Annotated in this window: 18 protein-coding genes and 1 pseudogene; 11 read left to right on the top strand and 8 right to left on the bottom strand. The window is 68.7% G+C overall.

What is annotated here, in order from left to right; all coding sequences use genetic code 11:
* Positions 1-121 precede the first annotated feature (121 nt).
* Together LC039_RS24200 and LC039_RS24195 are read left to right on the top strand one after the other, a co-directional pair.
* Positions 122-1,111, top strand: a complete 990-nt coding sequence (locus tag LC039_RS24200) for an ABC transporter substrate-binding protein (protein ID WP_226628997.1) — start codon at positions 122-124, stop codon at positions 1,109-1,111.
* 100 nt (positions 1,112-1,211) lie between these two features.
* On the top strand, positions 1,212-2,147 hold the full coding sequence (locus LC039_RS24195; RefSeq protein WP_226628996.1) for a dihydrodipicolinate synthase family protein: 936 nt from the start codon (positions 1,212-1,214) through the stop codon (positions 2,145-2,147).
* Positions 2,148-2,205: 58 nt separating this feature from the next.
* On the opposite strand, the gene LC039_RS24190 is transcribed toward LC039_RS24195, so the two are convergent.
* Together LC039_RS24190 and LC039_RS24185 are read right to left on the bottom strand one after the other, a co-directional pair.
* Positions 2,206-3,636 carry an MFS transporter gene (locus LC039_RS24190; RefSeq protein WP_226628995.1) on the bottom strand — a complete coding sequence of 477 codons (1,431 nt, stop codon included), beginning with the start codon at positions 3,634-3,636 and terminating at the stop codon, positions 2,206-2,208.
* Between the two features lie 4 nt (positions 3,637-3,640).
* Positions 3,641-4,321 carry a GntR family transcriptional regulator gene (locus tag LC039_RS24185; RefSeq protein WP_226628993.1) on the bottom strand — a complete coding sequence of 227 codons (681 nt, stop codon included), beginning with the start codon at positions 4,319-4,321 and terminating at the stop codon, positions 3,641-3,643.
* Positions 4,322-4,529: 208 nt separating this feature from the next.
* Between LC039_RS24185 and LC039_RS24180 the strand changes: the two genes are divergently transcribed.
* From LC039_RS24180 to LC039_RS24160, 5 genes are all read left to right on the top strand, one after another.
* Positions 4,530-5,555: a nitrilase-related carbon-nitrogen hydrolase gene (locus LC039_RS24180; protein ID WP_226628991.1), complete on the top strand. Its 1,026-nt coding sequence runs from the start codon at positions 4,530-4,532 to the stop codon at positions 5,553-5,555.
* A 233-nt stretch (positions 5,556-5,788) separates the two neighbouring features.
* Positions 5,789-6,799: an ABC transporter substrate-binding protein gene (locus tag LC039_RS24175; protein ID WP_226628988.1), complete on the top strand. Its 1,011-nt coding sequence runs from the start codon at positions 5,789-5,791 to the stop codon at positions 6,797-6,799.
* Positions 6,800-6,892: 93 nt separating this feature from the next.
* Complete coding sequence (locus LC039_RS24170) at positions 6,893-7,681, top strand: SDR family oxidoreductase (protein ID WP_226628987.1); 789 nt, start codon at positions 6,893-6,895, stop codon at positions 7,679-7,681.
* 79 nt (positions 7,682-7,760) lie between these two features.
* Positions 7,761-8,567: an ABC transporter ATP-binding protein gene (locus tag LC039_RS24165; RefSeq protein WP_226628985.1), complete on the top strand. Its 807-nt coding sequence runs from the start codon at positions 7,761-7,763 to the stop codon at positions 8,565-8,567.
* Positions 8,568-8,571: 4 nt separating this feature from the next.
* Positions 8,572-9,390 carry an ABC transporter permease gene (locus tag LC039_RS24160; protein ID WP_226628984.1) on the top strand — a complete coding sequence of 273 codons (819 nt, stop codon included), beginning with the start codon at positions 8,572-8,574 and terminating at the stop codon, positions 9,388-9,390.
* Positions 9,391-9,480: 90 nt separating this feature from the next.
* Here the strand turns inward: LC039_RS24160 and LC039_RS24155 are convergent, their stop codons facing one another.
* Positions 9,481-10,572: a LuxR C-terminal-related transcriptional regulator gene (locus LC039_RS24155; RefSeq protein WP_226628982.1), complete on the bottom strand. Its 1,092-nt coding sequence runs from the start codon at positions 10,570-10,572 to the stop codon at positions 9,481-9,483.
* 247 nt (positions 10,573-10,819) lie between these two features.
* Between LC039_RS24155 and LC039_RS24150 the strand changes: the two genes are divergently transcribed.
* Complete coding sequence (locus LC039_RS24150) at positions 10,820-11,077, top strand: hypothetical protein (RefSeq protein ID WP_226628981.1); 258 nt, start codon at positions 10,820-10,822, stop codon at positions 11,075-11,077.
* A 95-nt stretch (positions 11,078-11,172) separates the two neighbouring features.
* On the opposite strand, the gene LC039_RS24145 is transcribed toward LC039_RS24150, so the two are convergent.
* From LC039_RS24145 to LC039_RS24135, 3 genes are read right to left on the bottom strand one after another with little or no spacing between them, the layout of a single operon-like run.
* Entirely contained in the window at positions 11,173-12,171 is a 999-nt protein-coding gene (locus LC039_RS24145) for a PDR/VanB family oxidoreductase (protein WP_226628980.1), read from the bottom strand.
* A complete protein-coding gene (locus LC039_RS24140; protein WP_226628978.1) occupies positions 12,168-13,502 on the bottom strand; it encodes a Rieske 2Fe-2S domain-containing protein in 1,335 nt (444 codons plus the stop codon). The genes LC039_RS24145 and LC039_RS24140 overlap by 4 nt, the downstream gene beginning before the upstream one ends.
* A gap of 9 nt (positions 13,503-13,511) precedes the next feature.
* Positions 13,512-14,579, bottom strand: coding sequence for a nitrilase-related carbon-nitrogen hydrolase (locus LC039_RS24135; protein ID WP_226628976.1), 1,068 nt, complete (start codon positions 14,577-14,579; stop codon positions 13,512-13,514).
* Positions 14,580-14,847: 268 nt separating this feature from the next.
* On the opposite strand from LC039_RS24135, the gene LC039_RS24130 reads away from it, so the two are divergent.
* The 3 genes from LC039_RS24130 (at position 14,848) to LC039_RS24120 (ending at position 16,815) form a co-directional block, all read left to right on the top strand.
* Positions 14,848-15,531, top strand: coding sequence for a GntR family transcriptional regulator (locus tag LC039_RS24130; RefSeq protein ID WP_226628975.1), 684 nt, complete (start codon positions 14,848-14,850; stop codon positions 15,529-15,531).
* A gap of 187 nt (positions 15,532-15,718) precedes the next feature.
* A complete protein-coding gene (locus LC039_RS24125) occupies positions 15,719-16,333 on the top strand; it encodes an NIPSNAP family protein (protein WP_226628973.1) in 615 nt (204 codons plus the stop codon).
* A complete protein-coding gene (locus LC039_RS24120; RefSeq protein ID WP_226628971.1) occupies positions 16,330-16,815 on the top strand; it encodes a RidA family protein in 486 nt (161 codons plus the stop codon). Before LC039_RS24125 ends, LC039_RS24120 begins: the two co-directional genes overlap by 4 nt.
* 95 nt (positions 16,816-16,910) lie before the next feature.
* Here LC039_RS24120 and LC039_RS24115 read toward each other — a convergent pair whose 3' ends face one another.
* Together LC039_RS24115 and LC039_RS24110 are read right to left on the bottom strand one after the other, a co-directional pair.
* Positions 16,911-18,200 carry an ArgE/DapE family deacylase gene (locus LC039_RS24115; protein WP_226628970.1) on the bottom strand — a complete coding sequence of 430 codons (1,290 nt, stop codon included), beginning with the start codon at positions 18,198-18,200 and terminating at the stop codon, positions 16,911-16,913.
* A pseudogene (locus tag LC039_RS24110) lies at positions 18,197-18,454 on the bottom strand (aldehyde dehydrogenase (NADP(+))); the annotation flags it as partial. The gene LC039_RS24115 and the pseudogene LC039_RS24110, both read right to left, overlap by 4 nt.

Raw genomic sequence — 18,454 nt, 5'->3', positions numbered from 1 at the left:
CTCACGTTGGGATCTTGGGGGCTGGATCGGCCCGGTCTTGCGTTATTCGCTTTGTCGGAGCGTATCGGTATCCTAATGGTATGCCAACGACAAACCAAACAGACCAACAGGAGAATCCATCATGCCGACAACGTTTCCGAGCGCGGTGCTTGTTGCGGGGGCAGTTGCGGGGATGACCGCCGCTGCCGGGGCGGCGCGCGCCGCGGATCAGGTCGATTTCCAGCTCGACTGGACGCCCGGCGGCATCTCGGCCGCCTATTACCTCGGGCTCGACCAGGGCTGCTTCACCGAGCAGGACATCGACGTGACGATCTCGCGCGGCTACGGCGCGGCGGATGCGGTGACTAAGGTGGCGACCGGCGTGGCGGATTTCTCGGTCACCGACCTCGGCACGATCATCGGCACCATCGCCGAGAGCGACGCGCCGGTGAAGGCGATCATGCCGATCGTGTCGCAGAACCCGGCGTCGATCGCGGTGCTCGACGACAGCCCGATCCAGACGCTGGCCGACCTGCAGGGCCGCACCATCGGCACCTCGGTGGGCAATGCGGCGTATTCCTTCCTGCCGCTCGGGCTGCAGATGGAAGGCGCGAGCATGGACGCGGTGAACGTCGAGACGGCGGACGGCTCGGCGCTGAACGGGCTGCTGCTGCAGGGGCGGATCGACGCGCTGGCCAGCTACGTGACCTCGGTCGTGGGCATCCAGGCGCTGGCCGAGAACGCGGGCAAGAAGGTGCGGGCGGTCTACTACGGCGACGCGCTCGATATCTACAACGCCTCGATCTTCACCTCGGACAAGATGATCGCCGAGAACCCCGACCTGGTGAAGCGCTTCAAGGCGGCGGTGGAGTGCACCTACGACGCCGCGCAGGACGACCCGGAGGCGGCGATCGACGCCATCGTCGCGCATGTGGACGGCACGCTGCGCGAGAGCCAGGCGCGGATGGTGCCGAACTCGCTCTCCTTCGCCTTCGACAACGGTGTCTTCGAGGCGAACGGCTACGACTTCGACATGGCCCGCGTCGCGCATAACATCGAGGTGGTCGACAAGGTCACGCCGCTGTCGAAGACGCTGAGCGCCGAGGACGTGGTCTACCAGGTCGCCGAGTAAGCCGCGGCTCCGTCTTGCCGGAGTGCGCCGCCCGGTCTTCGCGCCGGGCGGTGCGTTTTTCAGGCCGGTCCTCCGGCCAGCCTTTCAGGAGAGTGCCGACATGAGCCTCATCACGACCCGCACGGCGGGTGTCTTCGTCATCGCCGTGACCCCCTTCGCCGAGGACGGCGCGCTCGACCGCGCGAGCCTCGACCGGGTGACCGATTTCTACTTCGAGAAGGGGGCCGACGGTCTGACCATCCTCGGCATGATGGGCGAGGCGCCGAAGCTGACCATGGCCGAGAGCCGCGAGGTGGCCGCCGCCACCATCCGCCGCGCCGGGGGCAAGCCGGTGGTGGTGGGCGTCTCGGCGCCGGGGCTGGCGGCGATCGGCGAGCTGTCGAAGGCGGTGATGGATCTCGGCGCGGCGGGCGTCATGGTGGCGCCGCCGATGGGGCTGGCGACCAACGAGCAGGTCGAGAGCTATTTCGCGCAGGTCGTCGAGGTGCTGGGGCCGGATGTGCCGCTGGTGCTGCAGGACTTCCCGCTGTCGACCAAGGTGCCGATCTCCACGGGCTCGCTGGGGCGCATTCTCGAGGCGCATGACAGCATCGTCATGGTCAAGCACGAGGACTGGCCGGGGCTGGCGAAGATCACCGCCCTGCGCGCCGCCGAGGCGGCGGGACGGCGGCGGGTGTCGATCCTCTGCGGCAACGGCGGGCTGTTCCTGCCCGAGGAGATGCGGCGCGGCGCCGATGGCGCGATGACCGGCTTCGGCTTCCCCGAGATGATGCGCGACATCGTGCGCCTGTCGCAGGCCGGAGACTGGGACCGCGCGGCGGATGTCTTCGAGGCCTACATGCCGCTGGTGCGCTACGAGCAGCAGCCCGGCGTCGGTCTGGCGGTGCGCAAATACGTCCTGACCAAGCGCGGTGCCATCGCTTCTGCGGCGCAGCGGCGCCCCGGCGCGGCGCTGCCGCCCGCCGCCGTGGCCGAGGTCGAGTGCATGCTGGCCCGGCAGGAGGCGAAGCTGGCGGCGCTGGTCGCGCCCGCCTGAGGAGTCTGGCGGAAGAGCCTGCCTCGAGACCCTCTTCGAGACCCTTGGGGGCTCCGCGTCAGCGGAACCCCTTCAGCCTGCGGGCGGGCATCATCAGGTTCGCCGCCAGCCCCACCGCCATCAGCGCGCAGGCGGCGGCGGGCAGCGACCAGAGCGGCAGGGTCGCGGGCTCTCCGGCCAGCCCCGCGTTCAGCGCCGCGAGACCCATCAGCGAGACCCCGAGCGTGCCGCCGATCGAGCGCATGAAGGCCAGAACGCCGATCGCCGCGCCCATCTGGCCGGGCTCTGCGGCGTTCTGCACCGCCAGGGTGAACACCGGGTAGAGCATACCGATCGACAGTCCGAGCCCGAAGGTGCTGGCGATCACCGGCCCCGGCGCTGGCGCCAGCGCCACCAGCGCGGTGAACCCCCCGGCCAGCGCCGTTCCCGCCAGCGCCGCGCGGATCAGCAGCGGCTTGTAGGCGGGGTTGCGGCGCAGCAGCAAGGGCGGCACGTAGGCGCCGATCATGATGCCGCCGACCAGCGCCAGCAGTGCCGCGCCGGCAAGCGCCGGGGAAAAGCCGAAGGCGGCGTGGTAGTAGAGCGGCAGGTAGACCGCGAGGCCGATGTTCACCGCCTGGCAGGTCGAGAGCGACAGCGCCGCGAGCAGGATGGTGCGGTTGCGGAACACGGTGAGCGGGATCAGCGGATCGCCCGCCCGCGCCATGCGCAGGCCGAAGGCGATCCAGCCGATCAGGCCCAGAACGCTCAGCACGGGGCCCCAGCCGGGCAGCAGCTGCGCCCCGGCGATGCCGTCGATCAGCACCAGCGTCGGCACGGTGGCCAGCAGCAGGAAGGCCGCGCCCGGCCAGTCGATGCGGCGGCCGCGGGTGGCGGCGCGCGGGGCGAGGGCGGTCATCACCCCCCAGGCGACGGCGGCGCAGGCGGGCAGGTTGAGCCAGAACACCACCGTGTAACTCAGCCGCTCGGCCACCAGCCCGCCGAGCAGCGGGCCGATCAGCCCGGCGACGGCGTAGATGGTCGAGATATAGGCGCTGTATCCGGCGCGTTTCGACATCGGCACGCGGTCGGCGATGATGATGAAGGGCAGGGCGACCATGCCGCCGGCCCCGAAGCCCTGCACCAGCCGCGCCAGCACCAGCAGCGGCAGGCTGGGGGCGAGTGCGCAGAGCACCGATCCGGCAAGGAAGAGCCCGTTGGCGATGAGCAGCGCCTGCCGCCGTCCGCGCAGGTCGGCGATGGCACCGTAGAGCGGCGCGGCCACGGTGGCGGCGACGAGGTAGCCGGTGGCGATCCAGCCGAGCAGCGCGCCGCCGCCGAGGCGATCCAGGATATCCGGCAGCACCGGGCCGACGATGGTCTGCTCGAGCGCCGCGACGAAGAGCGCCAGCAGCGCCGCCGACAGCAGCCGCGGCGTGCCGGGGGCGAGGAAGCCGAGGCGACCCGGCGCGGAGGTCGGCTCGATTGGTTGGGAAGTGGTGTCTGTCATGGGGTCAGTGCCGGATCCCGAGGATGAAATCGACGATGGCGTTGCGCACGTGGTCGAGGTGCGTGCCCATCAGGCGCCGGGTCAGCTCGGGATCGCTGCCGGCGGCGGCGCGGATGAGCGCGAGGTGCTCCTCGGTGCCGGGGCGGCGGCGGTGCGAGATGCGGTTGGTGTTGAAGATGTGGGTGCGGCGGCGCAGGTCGAGGATGGTGCGGGTCAGCATGGGGTTGCCCGCGGCCTCGGCGATGGTGTGGTGCACCAGGTCGTCCACCGCCCAGTGCTGCGCCGCGCTCACCGTTTCGAGATGCAGCATCTCGTCGACCTCGGCCAGTTTCTCGGGGCTGATCCGGCCGGTGGCGCGGGCGGCGGCTTCCATCTCTAGGATGCGGCGCAGGTCGAGCAGCCGTACGTAGCTCTCGATGCTGATGTCGTTGACCACCAGCTTGCGGCCCGGCCCGCGCAGGATCAGCGCCTCGGCCTCGAGCCGGAACAGCGCCTCGCGCACCGGGGTGCGCGAGATGTCCATCATCTGCGCCAGCCGCCGCTCCTGCAGCGCTTCGCCGGGCACCAGTTGCCCGGCCAGGAGCATCTCGAGGATGCGGGTGTAGGCCTGGTCGGAGAGGCTCTGCTCTCCCGGTGCCAGTTGCGGCGGAATCGCCGGGAGGCTGCTGTCGTCCATTCCGTCCATGCGTGAGTCCCCGTGTTCGATGCGAGATGAGGGCGCAGGCGGCGGCATTGCATCCCAATGGTCGACCAATGTGATACCTTATTGGGCACAGGCTGTGAAGCGGCTAGAAACATATGTCGCAGGGCGTCCTGTGCAATTGACCAAATTTGTGTCCCGTTGGTATGCCACCTGCGTACCAATCACGCCAGACCTGAAAGGGAGACCCCAGATGGCCATCGCACCTTGGCGCGCGACCTGCATCCAGATGGAGAGCCGCATCGCCAGCAATGCACCTTCGAAAGAGGCGGCATGGGAGATCATCAACGGCAATATCGCCAATGCGCTGAGCAAGATCCGCGCCGCCTGCGAGGGGCCGACGCCGCCGAAGCTGGTGGTGCTTCCCGAGTTCGTCTTCACCGGGCCGCAGCGTGCCACCGCCGTGGCGGACTGGATCGAGCGCGCCTGCACCACCATCCCCGGGGCGATCACCGAGACCCTGGCGGACCTCTGCCGCGAGTTCGGCATCTACATCGCGGGCAACCATTTCGAGGTCGATCCGAAATGGCCCGACCGCTATTTCAACTCGTCCTTCCTGCTCGATCCGAAGGGCGAGGTGATCCTGCGCTACCGCCGCATCAACACCGGCAGCTGGACCTCGCCGCATGACATCCTCGACGAGTACCGCGCGGCCTATGGCGAGGAGGGCATCTTCCCGGTGGCCGACACCGAGCTCGGCCGTCTGGCGATCTACCCCTGCGGCGAGGTGAACGTGCCCGAGATCACCCGCGTGTTCATGCTGCGCGGCGCCGAGGTGATCCTGCACCCGAACAACGAGCCGCTGACGCCGATCGCCGACATGGCCAAGCAGTGCCGCGCCTTCGAGAACATGACCTATCTCGTCTCGAGCAATATCGCCGGGGTGGCGGGCTTCTCGGACACGGCGACCGGCGGGCATTCGATGATCGTCGACTTCCGCGGCAACCGCATCGCCTATGAGGACAGCGCCGAGGAGAGCATCGAATGCTCGGCGATGATCGACATCGAGGCGCTGCAGGCGGCGCGGCACGACCGGGGTATGGGCAACAGCCTGCTGCGCAGCCGCTTCGACATGTACCGCAGCTACTATTCCACCGCCGACTTCTACCCGGCCAACGCGCTGGCGCAGACGCCGGTGGCGCAGAACGAGGATTTCGCGCCGGTCCAGGAGCAAGCCATTGCGCAGCTCGCGCGCTCCGGCGTGCTGCGCGGGGAGTGATGCCGCTGCAGCGAGATGCGCTGTCTGGATGGAAGCCGCCCTTCGGGGCGGCTTCTTCATTTTCGGCGCCTGCCGGGGCAAGCGCCGCCTTTTCGGGCAGCGATCTTCGGTTTTTCGCGAATTCCCGGCCGGTGGCACAAATTTTCTGGATCTGAATCGGTTTAAGGCATTCCGTTGGTATACCGCAAATGTGCCAGCACGTCGCGGCACCCAAAAACCAGCAGGGAACCACCATGACAAAGCAATTCCGCATAGACTTCAGGGCGCTCGCTGTCGGTGCCTTTGCCAGCCTCGCGCTGCCGGGGCTTGCCGCGGCACAGGATCTGCAGGACGTCCGCCTGCGGCTCGCCTGGATCGCCGGGGGCGTGGACGCGCCGATCTTCATGGCCGCCGAGAAGGGCTATTTCGCCGACGCCGGCCTCGACGTGGAGATCGTCGACGGCAATGGCTCCACCGGCACGATCCAGGCGATCGGCAGCGGCGACTTCGACATCGGCATCGCCGGCATGGGCGCGCTGGCGCAGGCCCAGCAGGCCGCGGGCGCCAGCGACATCATCTCGGTCGCCGGGCTGCTGCAGAAGGATCCGACCTCGATCATCTCGCTCGAGGGCTCGGGCATCGCGGAGCCCAAGGACATCGAGGGCAAGCGCATGGGCACCGACGCAGGCAACCTTGAGGACGGCATGATCCGCGCCTTCGCCGAGGCCAATGGCGTCGATTTCGACAAGATCGAGGTGATCATCATCAACGGCGGCGGCGACCGCGTGGCGCTGCTCAAGGGCGATGTCGACTTCATCAATGGCTGGGCCAATCCCGATGGCGACAAGGTTTCCGCCATGCACCCGATCGAGGAGCCGCTGCTCTTTGCCGATTACGGCGTGAACCTGATCGGCTCGTCGGTGATCGTGAAGAAGGACTGGCTGGCCGAGAACGGCGATGCGGTGAAAGGCTTCCTCGCGGCGCTGCAGAAGGGCAAGGCCGATGTCGCCGCTGACCCCGAGGCCGCGCGGGACATCTTCATGGAATACCGCCCGGACGCCGATCCCGATGCGATCCTCCTGGAGATCGAGGTGATGCAGAAATACGAGCACACCGCCGCCTCCGAGGGGCAGCCCTATGGCTGGGTCGCGCCGGAGGACGTGGAGCTGACCATTTCCCTGCTGGAGAAATACTCCGGCATGGAGCCGGGCCTGACGCCGAATGACATCTACTCCGATGCCTACCTGCCGGTGCTGACCCAGTAAGCCGATCGGGCGGGGGCCCGAGCGGCCCCCGCGTCCTTGACTGCCGGGACACCGGCCTGACGTGCCGGCGAATGCCGGCGGAAAGACACAGCTATGGATTTCGAACTCTCGGGCAGGCACGCCCTTGTCACCGGCGCGAGCTCGGGGCTGGGGCTGGCCATCGCGCAGAGCCTGCTGGCCGAGGGGGCCAGCGTCACCCTCGCCGCCCGCTCGGCGGAGAAGCTGCAGGCGGCGGTGGCGGCGCTGCCCGAGGCGCAGCGCGCGCGCTGCGACACGGTCGTGGCGGAATTCGGCGCTCCGGGCGCGGTCGAGGCGATGCTGCAGGCGGCCGTGCGGCAGACAGGCCGGGTGGACATCCTCGTCGCCAATACCGGCGGGCCGCCCCCGGGGCAGCCGAGCGCCATCGACCCCGACGTGATGGCCGCGCAGTACGGCAAGATGATCGATCCGGTGGTGCGGCTGACGCTGGCGCTGGTGCCGGGAATGCGCGACCGCGGCTGGGGCCGGGTGCTCACCGTCACCTCCTCGGGGGTGATCCAGCCGATCCCGCATCTGCCGATGTCGAACACGCTGCGCGCCTCGCTGGTCGGCTTCATGAAGTCGCTCGCCGGGGAGGTCGCCGCCGACGGCGTCACCGTCAACGTGCTCGCGCCGGGGCGCATCGCCACCGCGCGCACCGCCGAGCTGGACGCCGCCAATGCCGCGAAGAGCGGAAAGACCGTCGAGGAGGTCGCGCGCGCCTCGGCCGCCAGCATCCCCGCCGGGCGCTACGGCAGCCCCGCGGAGTTCGGCGCGGTTGCCGCCTTCCTCGCCAGCGGGCCCGCCGCCTACGTGACCGGCAGCACGATCCGCATCGACGGCGGCGCGATCCGCGCGGTCTGAGACAGACACCATCCGGCCCCGCCCGCACGGGGCCGCGCAACCGACAACAACAGGGGGGCCGGGTTCCCGGCCGCAGAGAATGAACGTCATGCCAAGCCACGGGGCCCTGGAAGCCCCCCATGTCAGCATCTCGGGGGTGACCAAGGTCTTCTCCGGGCGAAAGGGCGAGGTCGAGGCGCTGCGCACCGTCGATCTCGACATCCGTCGCGGCGAGTTCGTCTCGGTCGTGGGTCCTTCGGGCTGCGGGAAGTCGACGCTGCTGATGCTGCTCTCGGGTCTGCTGGGCCGCAGCGCCGGCGAAATCACCATCGACGGCGCAAGCATCGCCGGGCCGAACTCGGACCTCGGGATCGTCTTCCAGCAGGACGTGCTGCTGGAGTGGCGCTCGGCGCTCGACAACGTGCTGCTGCAGGCCGAGATCCGCAAGAGCGACATGGGCGAGGCGCGCACCCGTGCCCGCGAGCTGCTGCGCATGGTCTCGCTGCAGGACTTCGAGGATGCCTACCCGCGCGAGCTGTCGGGCGGCATGCGCCAGAGGGTGTCGATCTGCCGCTCGCTGCTGCACCAGCCGCCGCTGCTGCTGATGGACGAGCCCTTCGGCGCGCTCGACGCGATGACCCGCGACCAGCTGCAGATCGACCTGCTGAAGCTCTGCGCGGCGCGCGACATGACGGTGTTCTTCATAACCCACTCGATCTCGGAGGCGATCTTCCTGTCGGACCGGGTGGTGGTGATGACGCCGCGCCCCGGGCGCATCGAGCGGGTGATGGACATCGACCTGCCGCGTCCCCGCCGCCTCGCCCTGCGCGAGGATCCGAAGTTCATCGGCTACGTCCACGAGCTGACCGAGATCTTCAAGTCCCTCGGCGTCTTCAAGGAGGAATGATCCCATGGCCTCGGTTCCCGACACCACCTACATCGCCCGCCGCAACCCGCTGAAGACCCTCGGCGAGCGCATTCCGCCGGCGGTCTGGACGCTGATCGCGCTGCTGCTCTTCTGGGAGGTGATGGTGCGCTTGCGCGAAATCCCGCAGTACATCCTGCCCGCGCCCTCGGTGATCTTCGCCGAGATCGTCAGCTACTGGCACCGGCTCTGGCCGAACGCGCTGGTGACGCTGGGCGAGATCCTCTTCGGGTTCGCCTGCGCGGTCTGCATCGCCGTGCCGCTGGCGGTCTCGGTGGTCTACTCGCAGTTCATGGCGCGGGCGGTCTTCCCGATCATCGTGATGAGCCAGACCATCCCCAAGGTCGCCATCGCGCCGCTGCTGCTGACCTGGTTCGGCTACGGGGTGACTCCGAAGATCGTCATTGTCATCATGCTGAGCTTCTTCCCGATCGTGATCAACACGGTGATGGGGCTGCGCGCGACCACGCCCGAGATGCTGTACCTCGCACGCTCGATGGGGGCGAACGGCTGGCAGATCTTCTGGAAGTTCCGCCTGCCCAAGGCACTGCCCTTCATCTTCGGCGGGCTCAAGCTGGCCACGGCGCTGTCGGTGATCGGGGCGATCGTCGCCGAGTTCATCGGCGCCGACAAGGGGCTGGGCTACCTGATCCTCATCGCCGGGGCCAACTTCGACATCGCGCGGCAGTTCGCCTCGATCATCCTGATCTCGCTGATGGGCATGAGCTTCTTCGGGCTGCTGACCTGGCTCGAGCGGGTGGCGATCCCCTGGCGCGAGAGCGTGGAGCTTTCGGGCAAGGGCTGAGGGGCACCCCAGAACACACGACCGGACACCGTCCCCGCCGCGCAGGCGGGGGCGGTTCTTCTTGTGGGGCAGGGGGGCGTGGAGCCCGGCTCAGAGCAGCCCGAGCCGGAAGGCGATCGCGATGGCCTCGGGGATGGTGCGGGCGCCGAGCTTGCGCCGCAGCGAGGCGCCGTGCAAATCCACCGTGGGCAGCGCCAGCCCCAGAGCGTGGGCGAGCTGGTCGCGCCGGTAGCCCTGCGCCAGCCCGTCCAGCACGTCGCGCTCGCGCGGGGTCAGCGTCACGCTGTCTTCGGGCGAGGCGATGCAGTCCCGCAGTCCCGACGGCTCTTCGGTGGTGACGATCACCAGCACCCGCCGTCCGCCTTCGTGGCGCGGCAGGAGGTTCAGCTTCAGCGCCGGCAGCAGACGCCCGTCCACCGCCCGCAGCCCCGGCAGATCGACGGCGCCGGCCGCGCTGGCCTGCCGGTCGGTGGCCGCGGCGACCTGCCGTTGAAGCTGCTGCGCGCCCGGCCCGGCAATGGCGAGGGTCCGGTCGTATTTCACGATCAGCCGCGGGTGCAGCGACAGCAGGGTCTCTGCCAGCCCGTTGATGCGGATCAGCCTGCCTTCGTGGTCGAGCTCGAAGGTCGGCACCTCGTCGCGCAGGCTGCGGTCCGGGGCGGCGATCTCGCGGATGCCGGTGCGGAGCAATTCGCGCCGGATCGCGTGCAGGCGCCCCAGATCGGAGGCGTGGCGATTGACGTAGCGCATTTCCGTATCGCTGAAATCACCTGCGGTCCTGCCCTTGTGAAAGGCGGTGGCGACCACGCCGTCGCGGGTTTTCTGCAGCATCCCGGCGCACCAGAAACGGTCGAGCCGGTTCTTGACGATGTAGTCGTTGTACATCGCGCTTTTCTGGAAGTCGTCGGGGCTCACGTAGCGGGTCAGGCGGAAGGCGCCCTTGCCGATCTTGTCCTCGGTGACCTGGGCCATCCAGGGATCGTCGTCGAGAAAGTCGTCGTAGTCCGAATGCGCCTCTGGCTGGGTCCCGGCGGTGATTTCCTGGATGTCGCCTGGGTGCAGCCAGAAGAACATCGCCGAGGGCACATCCATCTCGCGCGCCAATTTGCCCGGAAGTGCCTCGAAGAGCGATTGGTCCAACGCCGCGTCGTAAATATCATGATGGGAGAGAGTGGGATTCATATATCACACCAAACACCAAAAGAGCATTTTTTGAATTGCGCGAGGCCTCTTCAATTCACCTTAAGGTTTATTTCGCTTTGCCTCGAATACCTTGCGTGACGGGTAATTTCGCCGGTCCTGTGATGGCGGCGGCCCCGTCGATCGCGGCAACCTATTACTTCCTATAGGTAGACTGACCCGCCTGATGCTCCAAGCTTTTTATGCGCGCTCCAAAGGGCGTGGGGGAATACGAGAATCGGGGGTTCAGATGTCGCAGGTCCGGAAATTGGAAACCAGCTTCGATACGCGCGAGGTCGCGAGCCTTCTGCATGCGCTCCGGCAATACGAGAACTACTGGTCGGCGCTCGTGCTGAGCGCCGATCACGTCGACGGGCAGGGCGTGCGCCAGGAACTGGTGACCGCCTGGCGCGAGGCGCGCACGCTCAGACGCCGGATCGAGCAGGAGGCCGAACAGCACCAGCTTGCCGAGGCGGGCGACGGGCCGGCCTCCATGGACGTTTACTGATCACAGCTGCGCAACGTGAAAAAGGCCCCCGCGGATCGCGCCGCGGGGGCTTGCGCCAGCCAGGCGCCGGTCGGGGTCTCCTCGGGGAACAAAGCTCAGAGGTCGAGCACCAGCCGGTCGCTCTTGGCCAGCGAACAGCAGATCATCATCACCTTGCCGCTGTCGCGCTCGCGCTCCGACAACAGGTTGTCGCGGTGGTCGGGGGTGCCCTCGATCACCCGCGTCTCGCAGGTGCCGCAGACGCCGGAGCGGCAGGAATAGGAGACGCGGACGCCGGCCTCCTGCAGGGTCTCGATGATCGTCGCGCCGGGCGGCACGGTGAATTCGCGGCCCGAGCGTTTCAGCACAACGGTGAAGCCGGTCTCGGCGCCTGCGACCTCGCCGCCGTGGAAGCGCTCCAGGTGGACCTGCTCGGGCGGGCGCCCGGCGGTGGCGGCCTCGAAGGCGTCGAGCATGGGGGCGGGGCCGCAGCAGTAGAGATGCGCCGCCGCGGGGGCCTCGGCGACACGGGCCGCGAGGTCGAGCACCGCGCCTTCGGCATCGTCGAAATGCAGGTGGATGCGGCGGCCCTCGGGGTCGAGCGCGGCGAGCGCGGGCAGGAAGGCGGCCTCGGCGCGGCCGCGCGCGGCGTAGACAAGCTGCCAGTCGATGCCCTGCGCGGCGAGGTGGCGGACCATCGACAGGATCGGGGTGACGCCGATGCCGCCCGCGAAGAAGATTGCCGGAGCCGGGGTGAGCGGAAAGGTGTTGCGGGGCAGGGAGACCTCGAGCAGATCGCCGACCCGCAGCTCCTCGCAGAGATAGGCCGAGCCGCCGGTGCTGGCCGGGTCGCGGTTGACGCCGATCACCCAGGCGTCGGTCATCTCGGGGCCGTTGGTCAGCGAGTAGCTGCGCATCAGGTCGCCGGGCAGCGCGAGGTCAAGGTGCATGCCCGGTTCCACCGGCGGCAAGGGGCGGCCCGAGGGATCGCGGAGCTCGATCGAGCGGATGCTGCTGGCCTCGAACCGGATCGCCTCGACCCGCAGCGAGAGCGGGGCGGTGGAGGCCACGCCCTGTGGCGCGGCCTCGTCCTTTGCGCTGAAATGCGCCGTCATTCCGCCGCGTCCTTGGGCGGGACGTAGCCTTTCATCTTGGCCATGTGCTCCTCGTAGCCTTCGAGCCAGTCGGTGCCCTTGGGCACCACGATGTCGCCGCCATGGGCCTGGCGGGCGTACTCGGGGTGATCGACGAAGTCCGGCAGCTCCTTGTTGTCGCGCCAGGCGAGCGCGGCGTCGAGCATCACCCGGCGGGTGAGGATGACCATGCGGTCCGAGGCGGCGAGGTGTTCCATGGTGCGGTCGACCACGTGGCCCATGCTCTCCTGGATCGCCTGGTCCTGCAGCGGCACGCCGACGATGCCGGTGTAGCTGTCGCCCGAGCGCTGCCATTCACGGTCGATGCCGTAGTCGTTGCTGGCATCCTTCACCGGGCGCCAGCGGCCCTTCCAGTCGGTGGTGGTGGGCAGGTACTCCAGCGGGCGTGCCAGGCCGACGACCGGGCTGCCGTCCTTGTACTTCAGCTTCTTGTGGCCGCCGCCCGACGCGCGGGAGAGGTCGATGTTGAAGATCATGCAACTGTCGTCGTCGATCGGCACCCAGGCGTTCGCGGTCTTGGCGTTGCCGAGCTCGCCGCCGCCCGGGTAGGTCACCCAGAACGGGAAGAGGTAGGAGGCGTAGCGCTGGTGCTCGTGGCCGTCCATCGCGTCGCGCTGCGCCGAGTACATGGTGCCGAAGGGCATGACCGAAACGTTGATCTTCGGCGCCTTCTCGGTGACCGTGTAGGTCTCGGGGTCGGACATGTCGAGGTTGTCGCCGTCGATGCCGCCCATGTGCAGGAAGCCCAGGTGCGAGGTGTCGATGTCGCCCTCGAGCGCCTGCATGTAGTTGCAGTCGCGGTGGGTGAGCGCGATGTTGCGGTCGTCGCCTTCGCCCATGATCGCCTCGATCTCGGGCAGGGGCGGGGGGGCGTCCTGGCGCTCGCCGAAGTAGGCGAAGACGAGGCCGCCGCTCTCATGGGTCTTGTAGGCATAGGCCGGGGTGCCGGCGGGGTACTTCGACTTGTCCTCGAGGTTGGGCTGGTCGAGGCACTTGCCGTTCACGTCGAACTTCCAGCCGTGGTAGGCGCAGCGGATGCCGCCGTGCTCGTTGCGCCCGAAGAACAGCGAGGCGCAGCGGTGCGGGCAGCGGTGGTCCATGACGCCGACCCGGCCCTCGGTGTCGCGGAAGCCGATCAGCTTCTCTCCGAGGATCATCAGGCGCACCGGGTCGCCGTCGGACACAAGTTCCGACGACAGGCAGACCGGGATCCAGAACTGACGGAAGAACTCCCCCATCAGGGTTCCGCGGCCCACGGCGCACAGGTCGATGTTTTCTTCTGCGGTGATCATTGTCGTCTCCTAGTGTTCGACGGTTGAGGCCGGTTCCTTGGCTCCGGCGGCAAGGGGGGTGAGCACGCCCGCGCGCTCGAGGTTCTCGCGGGCGCGGGCGATGGCCGCGGCGGTCTCGGAGACCTCGGCCATCGGCGCATCGAGGAAGAAATCGGCGGGGTAGAAGCGGGCCTTCTGGTAGAAGGGAACGTACATCTCGTAACGGGCGCGCAGGTGCGGGTTCGACAGGCCGGTGTCGGCGCGGCGGTCGCTGCGCAGCTGCTCGAGGTCGATCAGGGCGCTGACCGCGGTGCTCTCGTCGTCGCTCTCGCGCCAGGCGAGGGTATTGCCCTGGTGATCGAGGATATGCGAGCGCCCGCCGGTGAAGGTGCCGTCCGGCGAGAAGCCGATGGGTCCGGCGACATTGGCCGAGACCAGCGCCACCATGTTCTCGGACACCCGGCAGAGCTTGGCGGCTTCCTGCGCGGCGGAGGCGCGGGAGTTGGTCGGGTGCAGGATGATCTCGGCGCCCTGCATCATCATCACCCGCGCCACCTCGGGCACGTTGATCTCGCCGCAGGCGATGACGCAGAGCCGGCCGAGCGGCGTGTCGACGACCGGGAAGACCTGATCCTCGGGCGTGACCTTCAGATAATCGCTGCGGAAGTCGTGCACCGAGGGGAAGGCCGCGGTGTTCACCCGGCGGTAGCGCAGGATGAACTCGCCGTCGGGGCCGATGATGTAGGAGGTGTTGAAGTAGCGGCCCGGGAACTCGGGCGGCGCCTCGAAGGCGTTGCCGCAGATGTAGATGCCCTCGCGCCGGGCCAGCGCCTGCAGCGGCGCGGTCTCGGCGCCGGGCAGGGTGATGCAGCCGCGGGCGATCCACTCGCGCACCGGCATGCCGAGCGGCGGGCCCATTATGGCGAACTCGGGGGAGACCACGAGGTCGGGTTTCTGCTCCGAGGCGCAGGCCTCTTCGATCAGGCGGACGAGCCGGTCGCGGTTGCGCTCGATCACCGCGCGGGCCGAGGCGAGGTCGGGTGCCTGGCAGGCCCTTTCGCTCGGCATCTGGATGCAGGTCGCTCTCCAGCGGGTCATGGTGGTCCTTTCTTCCGGGCTGCTGGCGTCGCAGTTGTACGCCATTGGTATACCACTAGCATTCAGCAATCACGCGTCGTTGCAACCTTCCTGTCTCGTGGTGGCGAAAATTTTTTTGCCGGGCCCGGAAGAGCGCGCGGAAAAGTGGCAGAGTTGTCGGCAATGGGAACACAGGTGGTCTACCTTCGGCGCGCAATGGGCTTCCGTGACGGCGGCTTGCGGGGTAGAGAGGGGGCAGGCCAAAGATATCAGGCCAAGGAGACCCTGCATGACCACTGCCATCACACAGCGACCGGACTCGGAAGAGGCGGAGGCCAAAGCGAACCTCACCGACCAGATCTACGATCAGCTCGTCGAGATCCTCATCAGCGGCGAGCTGCGTCCGGGCGATGTCATCGTCGAGCGGCGGCTGGCGGCGCGGCTCAATGCCTCGCGCACCCCGGTCCGCGAGGCGCTCGGCCGGCTCGAGGCGGAGCGCCTGGTCTACAAGCAGGCCAACCGCGGCGTCACCGTCAGCCCGTTCAGCACCGAGGCCTTGATGGAAATTCTCAATGTCCGTCAGGTGCTGGAGGCCGAGGCCGCGCGACTCGCGGCCGGGCGTTTGCCGAAGGAGCGCGTTGCCGAGGTCCGCGCCGAGATGGCGGCGCTGGCCGAGCAGGGCGAGCCGACCCTGGCGGACATCTGGCGGGTCGACGACCTGATGCATGGCACCATCGCGGATGCCGCGGGCAACGAGCTTCTGGCGCAGATGATCCGCGATTTGCGCCGCCGGACGCATGTGCTCAACGCCTATCGCAGCCCGCACGACTCGCGCTTCGACCACAAAGAGAACAGCCAGCTCTTCGACGCGGTGGTCGAGGGGCCGCCCGAGGCGGCGCAGAAGGCCATGGCCGATCACATCGCCACGGTGAAGATCGCGATCATCAACCGGCTGACCGGCGTGACCCGCTGAAATCAGGCGGTCCCGGCCGCCCGATCTGCCGAACGAGACGAATGCCCGGTGCTGAAACACCGGGCATTTTTTATGTTTGCCGCGCTCGCCGCACGGTTCTTGCCCGGCACCGCTTGCATGCGTGGCTCTTTATTGGTCTTCCGGTGGCATACCATTTGTACACACTACGACTCGGGAACCACTGCCCATGATTTACGACCTGACAACCCTCGAGCTGCTACCGAACCGGCTGGGCGCCGTGATGCCTGCCCTTGGCGACGTCTACGGGAGCTTCAGCAGCACCGGCACGATGCTCGGCTGCTTCTCGATCGAGTTCGGCCAGCTCAACCGCTTCCACTTCCTCGCGGCCTACGAGAATACCGAGGCGCTGCAGGCGGAGCGCGCACGGGTGATGGAACGCGCCGATCCCTACGGCATCGGCGAGCACCTCGGCGGGGTCTCGCGGGTGGCCTGCAAGCCGCTGTCCTTCGCGCGCCCGATCGTGCACGGCAGCTATGGCCCGTTCTACGAGTTCCGCACCTACACCGTCGCGCCGGGCGGCCTGCCCGAGACCGAGGAAGCCTGGGCCAAGGTGATCCCGCGCCGCGAGGAGATGTCGCCGCTGCTCACCATCATGGGCAGCATCGAGGGGGCGCCGACCAAGATGATCCACATCTGGCCCTACCGGAACCTCGAGGACCGGGTGAAGGCGCGCAAGCAGGCAAGCAGCGAAGGCATCTGGCCGCCCCCCGGCGGCTCGGCGCAGCTGACCTCGCTGCAGTCCGAGCTGGCCGTCGCCACCGCCGTGTCGGACCTGCAATGAGCGCCGGTCTGACAACGCGCCGCGCGCCGGTTCCCGCGGAGTTGATCGCCGCGCTGCCCGCGGCGCCGGCGCCGGTGGGGCTGTTCCGCGGCGCGCGGCGCATGGGCAATGCGGTCTACCTGTCGGGGCTGGCGCCGCTCGACGAGGCCGGCGTTCCGATGACCGGGCAGGTCGGCACCGACATCGACCTGGCCGAGGCCCGCGCCCGCGCGCGCCGCATCGGGCTTGCGCTGCTGGCCAACCTGCAGGCCGAGATCGGAGATCTGAACCGCGTCTCGCATGTGGTGAAGCTCAACGGCTACGTGTTGGCGGCGCCGGGCTTTGCCGAGATCCCGCAGGTGATCGACGGCTGCTCGGATGTCTTCATCGAGGCCTTCGGCGAGGACGGCGTGCACGCGCGCACCTCGATCGGGGCGGCGGCGCTTCCGGGCGGAATCTCGGTCGAAGTCGAGGCCATCGTCGAGCTGCTCGACGAGGCCTGACCAAGGGCGGCGGCGCCCGGCAGAAGTGCCGGACGCCGCCGCTGACACCCGGACCGCCCGATCCGTCGCGGGCAAGGCGGTCCGAGGTCAGGCGCTCATTCGCGCAAGGGCCGCAACCCGCACCATTCGGCGATGAACAGCGCGATGATCCGGGTCGTCCGGGCCATGCTCTCGAGGTCGGTATACTCGCCGGGAGAATGGCTGCCCGCGCCGTGGCCGCCGTAGCACAGCGTCGGAATGCCGTAGTAGAGATCGTACTGGCGGGTGTCCGAGGTGGCGGTCTGGCTGAAGCTTTCGAGCGCGGTGCCCATGACCTCCTCGTGGCTGCGGGCAAGCACCGCCTCGGCCGCGCTGCCCTGCTCGAAGACGTGGCCGTCGGCCTGGAAGCCGATCCAGCTGATCTCGGGGTGGGCGGTTCCGAGGCGGTCCGCGGTGGCCTGCAGACACGCGGCGACCCGTGCCCGGACCTCGGGCAGCGGATGCCCCGGCAGCACCGACAGGCGGCACTCGATCTCGCACCAGGAGGGCACCGAGCCGAGCCAGTCGCCGCCGCGGATCTTGCCGAGGCTGAACTTCACCGGATCGGTGATGTGCCCGAACCACGGGTGATCCTGCGCCTCGCGGTTGATCTCGGCGGTCAGCGCGACGAGGTCCTGCACGTATTCATAGGCCGCGAGATTGGCGTTGGCCGCCGGATCGAAGGCCATGACATGCCCCGGCTTGCCGAGGATCCGGGCGCGGACCCAGACCGAGCCCAGCTCGGCGCGCAGAAGCTGGTGATCGAGGCTCTCGGGAATGAAGGCGGCGTCGGCGCGGTAACCCCGCTCCAGCGTGGCGAGTGCGCCGTTGCCGGTGCATTCCTCCTCGCTGACGGTCTCGACGTAGACCGGCGCGTCGGGCGCGTATCCGAGCGCCGCCAGCGCGTCGAGCGCGTGGACCATGGCGGCGACACCGACCTTCATGTCGTTGACGCCGCGGCCGTACATCCTGCCGTCCTTCACCACCGGGGTGAAGGGGTCGCGCTCCCAGAGCTCGGGGGCGCCGGTCGGCACCACGTCGATATGGCCCTGGAGGATCAGGCTGCGGCCGCCGCCCTGCGGGCTGCCGGTCGTCGCGACGACCTGGATCGCCTTGTCGTAATCGGCGTCGACCACGGGCGAGGCGCCCGGCTTGCCGGCGATCTCGACCTCGGAGATGGCAAAGCTGTCGACCTCCCAGCCGCGCGCGGCGAATTCCGCCGCGAGCCAGGCCTGGCAGGGGCCCTCGTTGCCGCGCGTGCTGTCGAAGCTGGCGAGGCGCGCGAGCCAGGCGGTCTGCGCACTGGCCTGCGTGGCGATCTGGCGTTCGAGCTGCGCCGAGAGGCTGGCCGTGTCCGGGGCGCTCATGCGCCTGCCTCTGCGGACGTGGGCACCAGATCGCCGGGCAGCAGCGCGTCGGGCAGGTTCTGGTAGCTGACCGGGCGCAGGAAGCGGCGGATCGACAGCGTGCCGACCGAGGTGGCGCCGAAGTTGGTGGAAGCGGGGTAAGGTCCGCCGTGCACCATCGCGTCGCAGACCTCGACGCCGGTCGGGAAGCCGTTGACCAGCACCCGGCCCGCCTTGCGCTCGAGCACCGGCATCAGCCGCTGCGCGAGGGGCGT

Source organism: Alloyangia pacifica (assembly GCF_020524285.1).
GTDB lineage: Bacteria > Pseudomonadota > Alphaproteobacteria > Rhodobacterales > Rhodobacteraceae > Salipiger > Salipiger pacificus_B.
The sequence above is the reverse complement of the archived record's forward strand: the minus strand, read 5'-3'. Positions and strand labels throughout refer to the sequence as shown.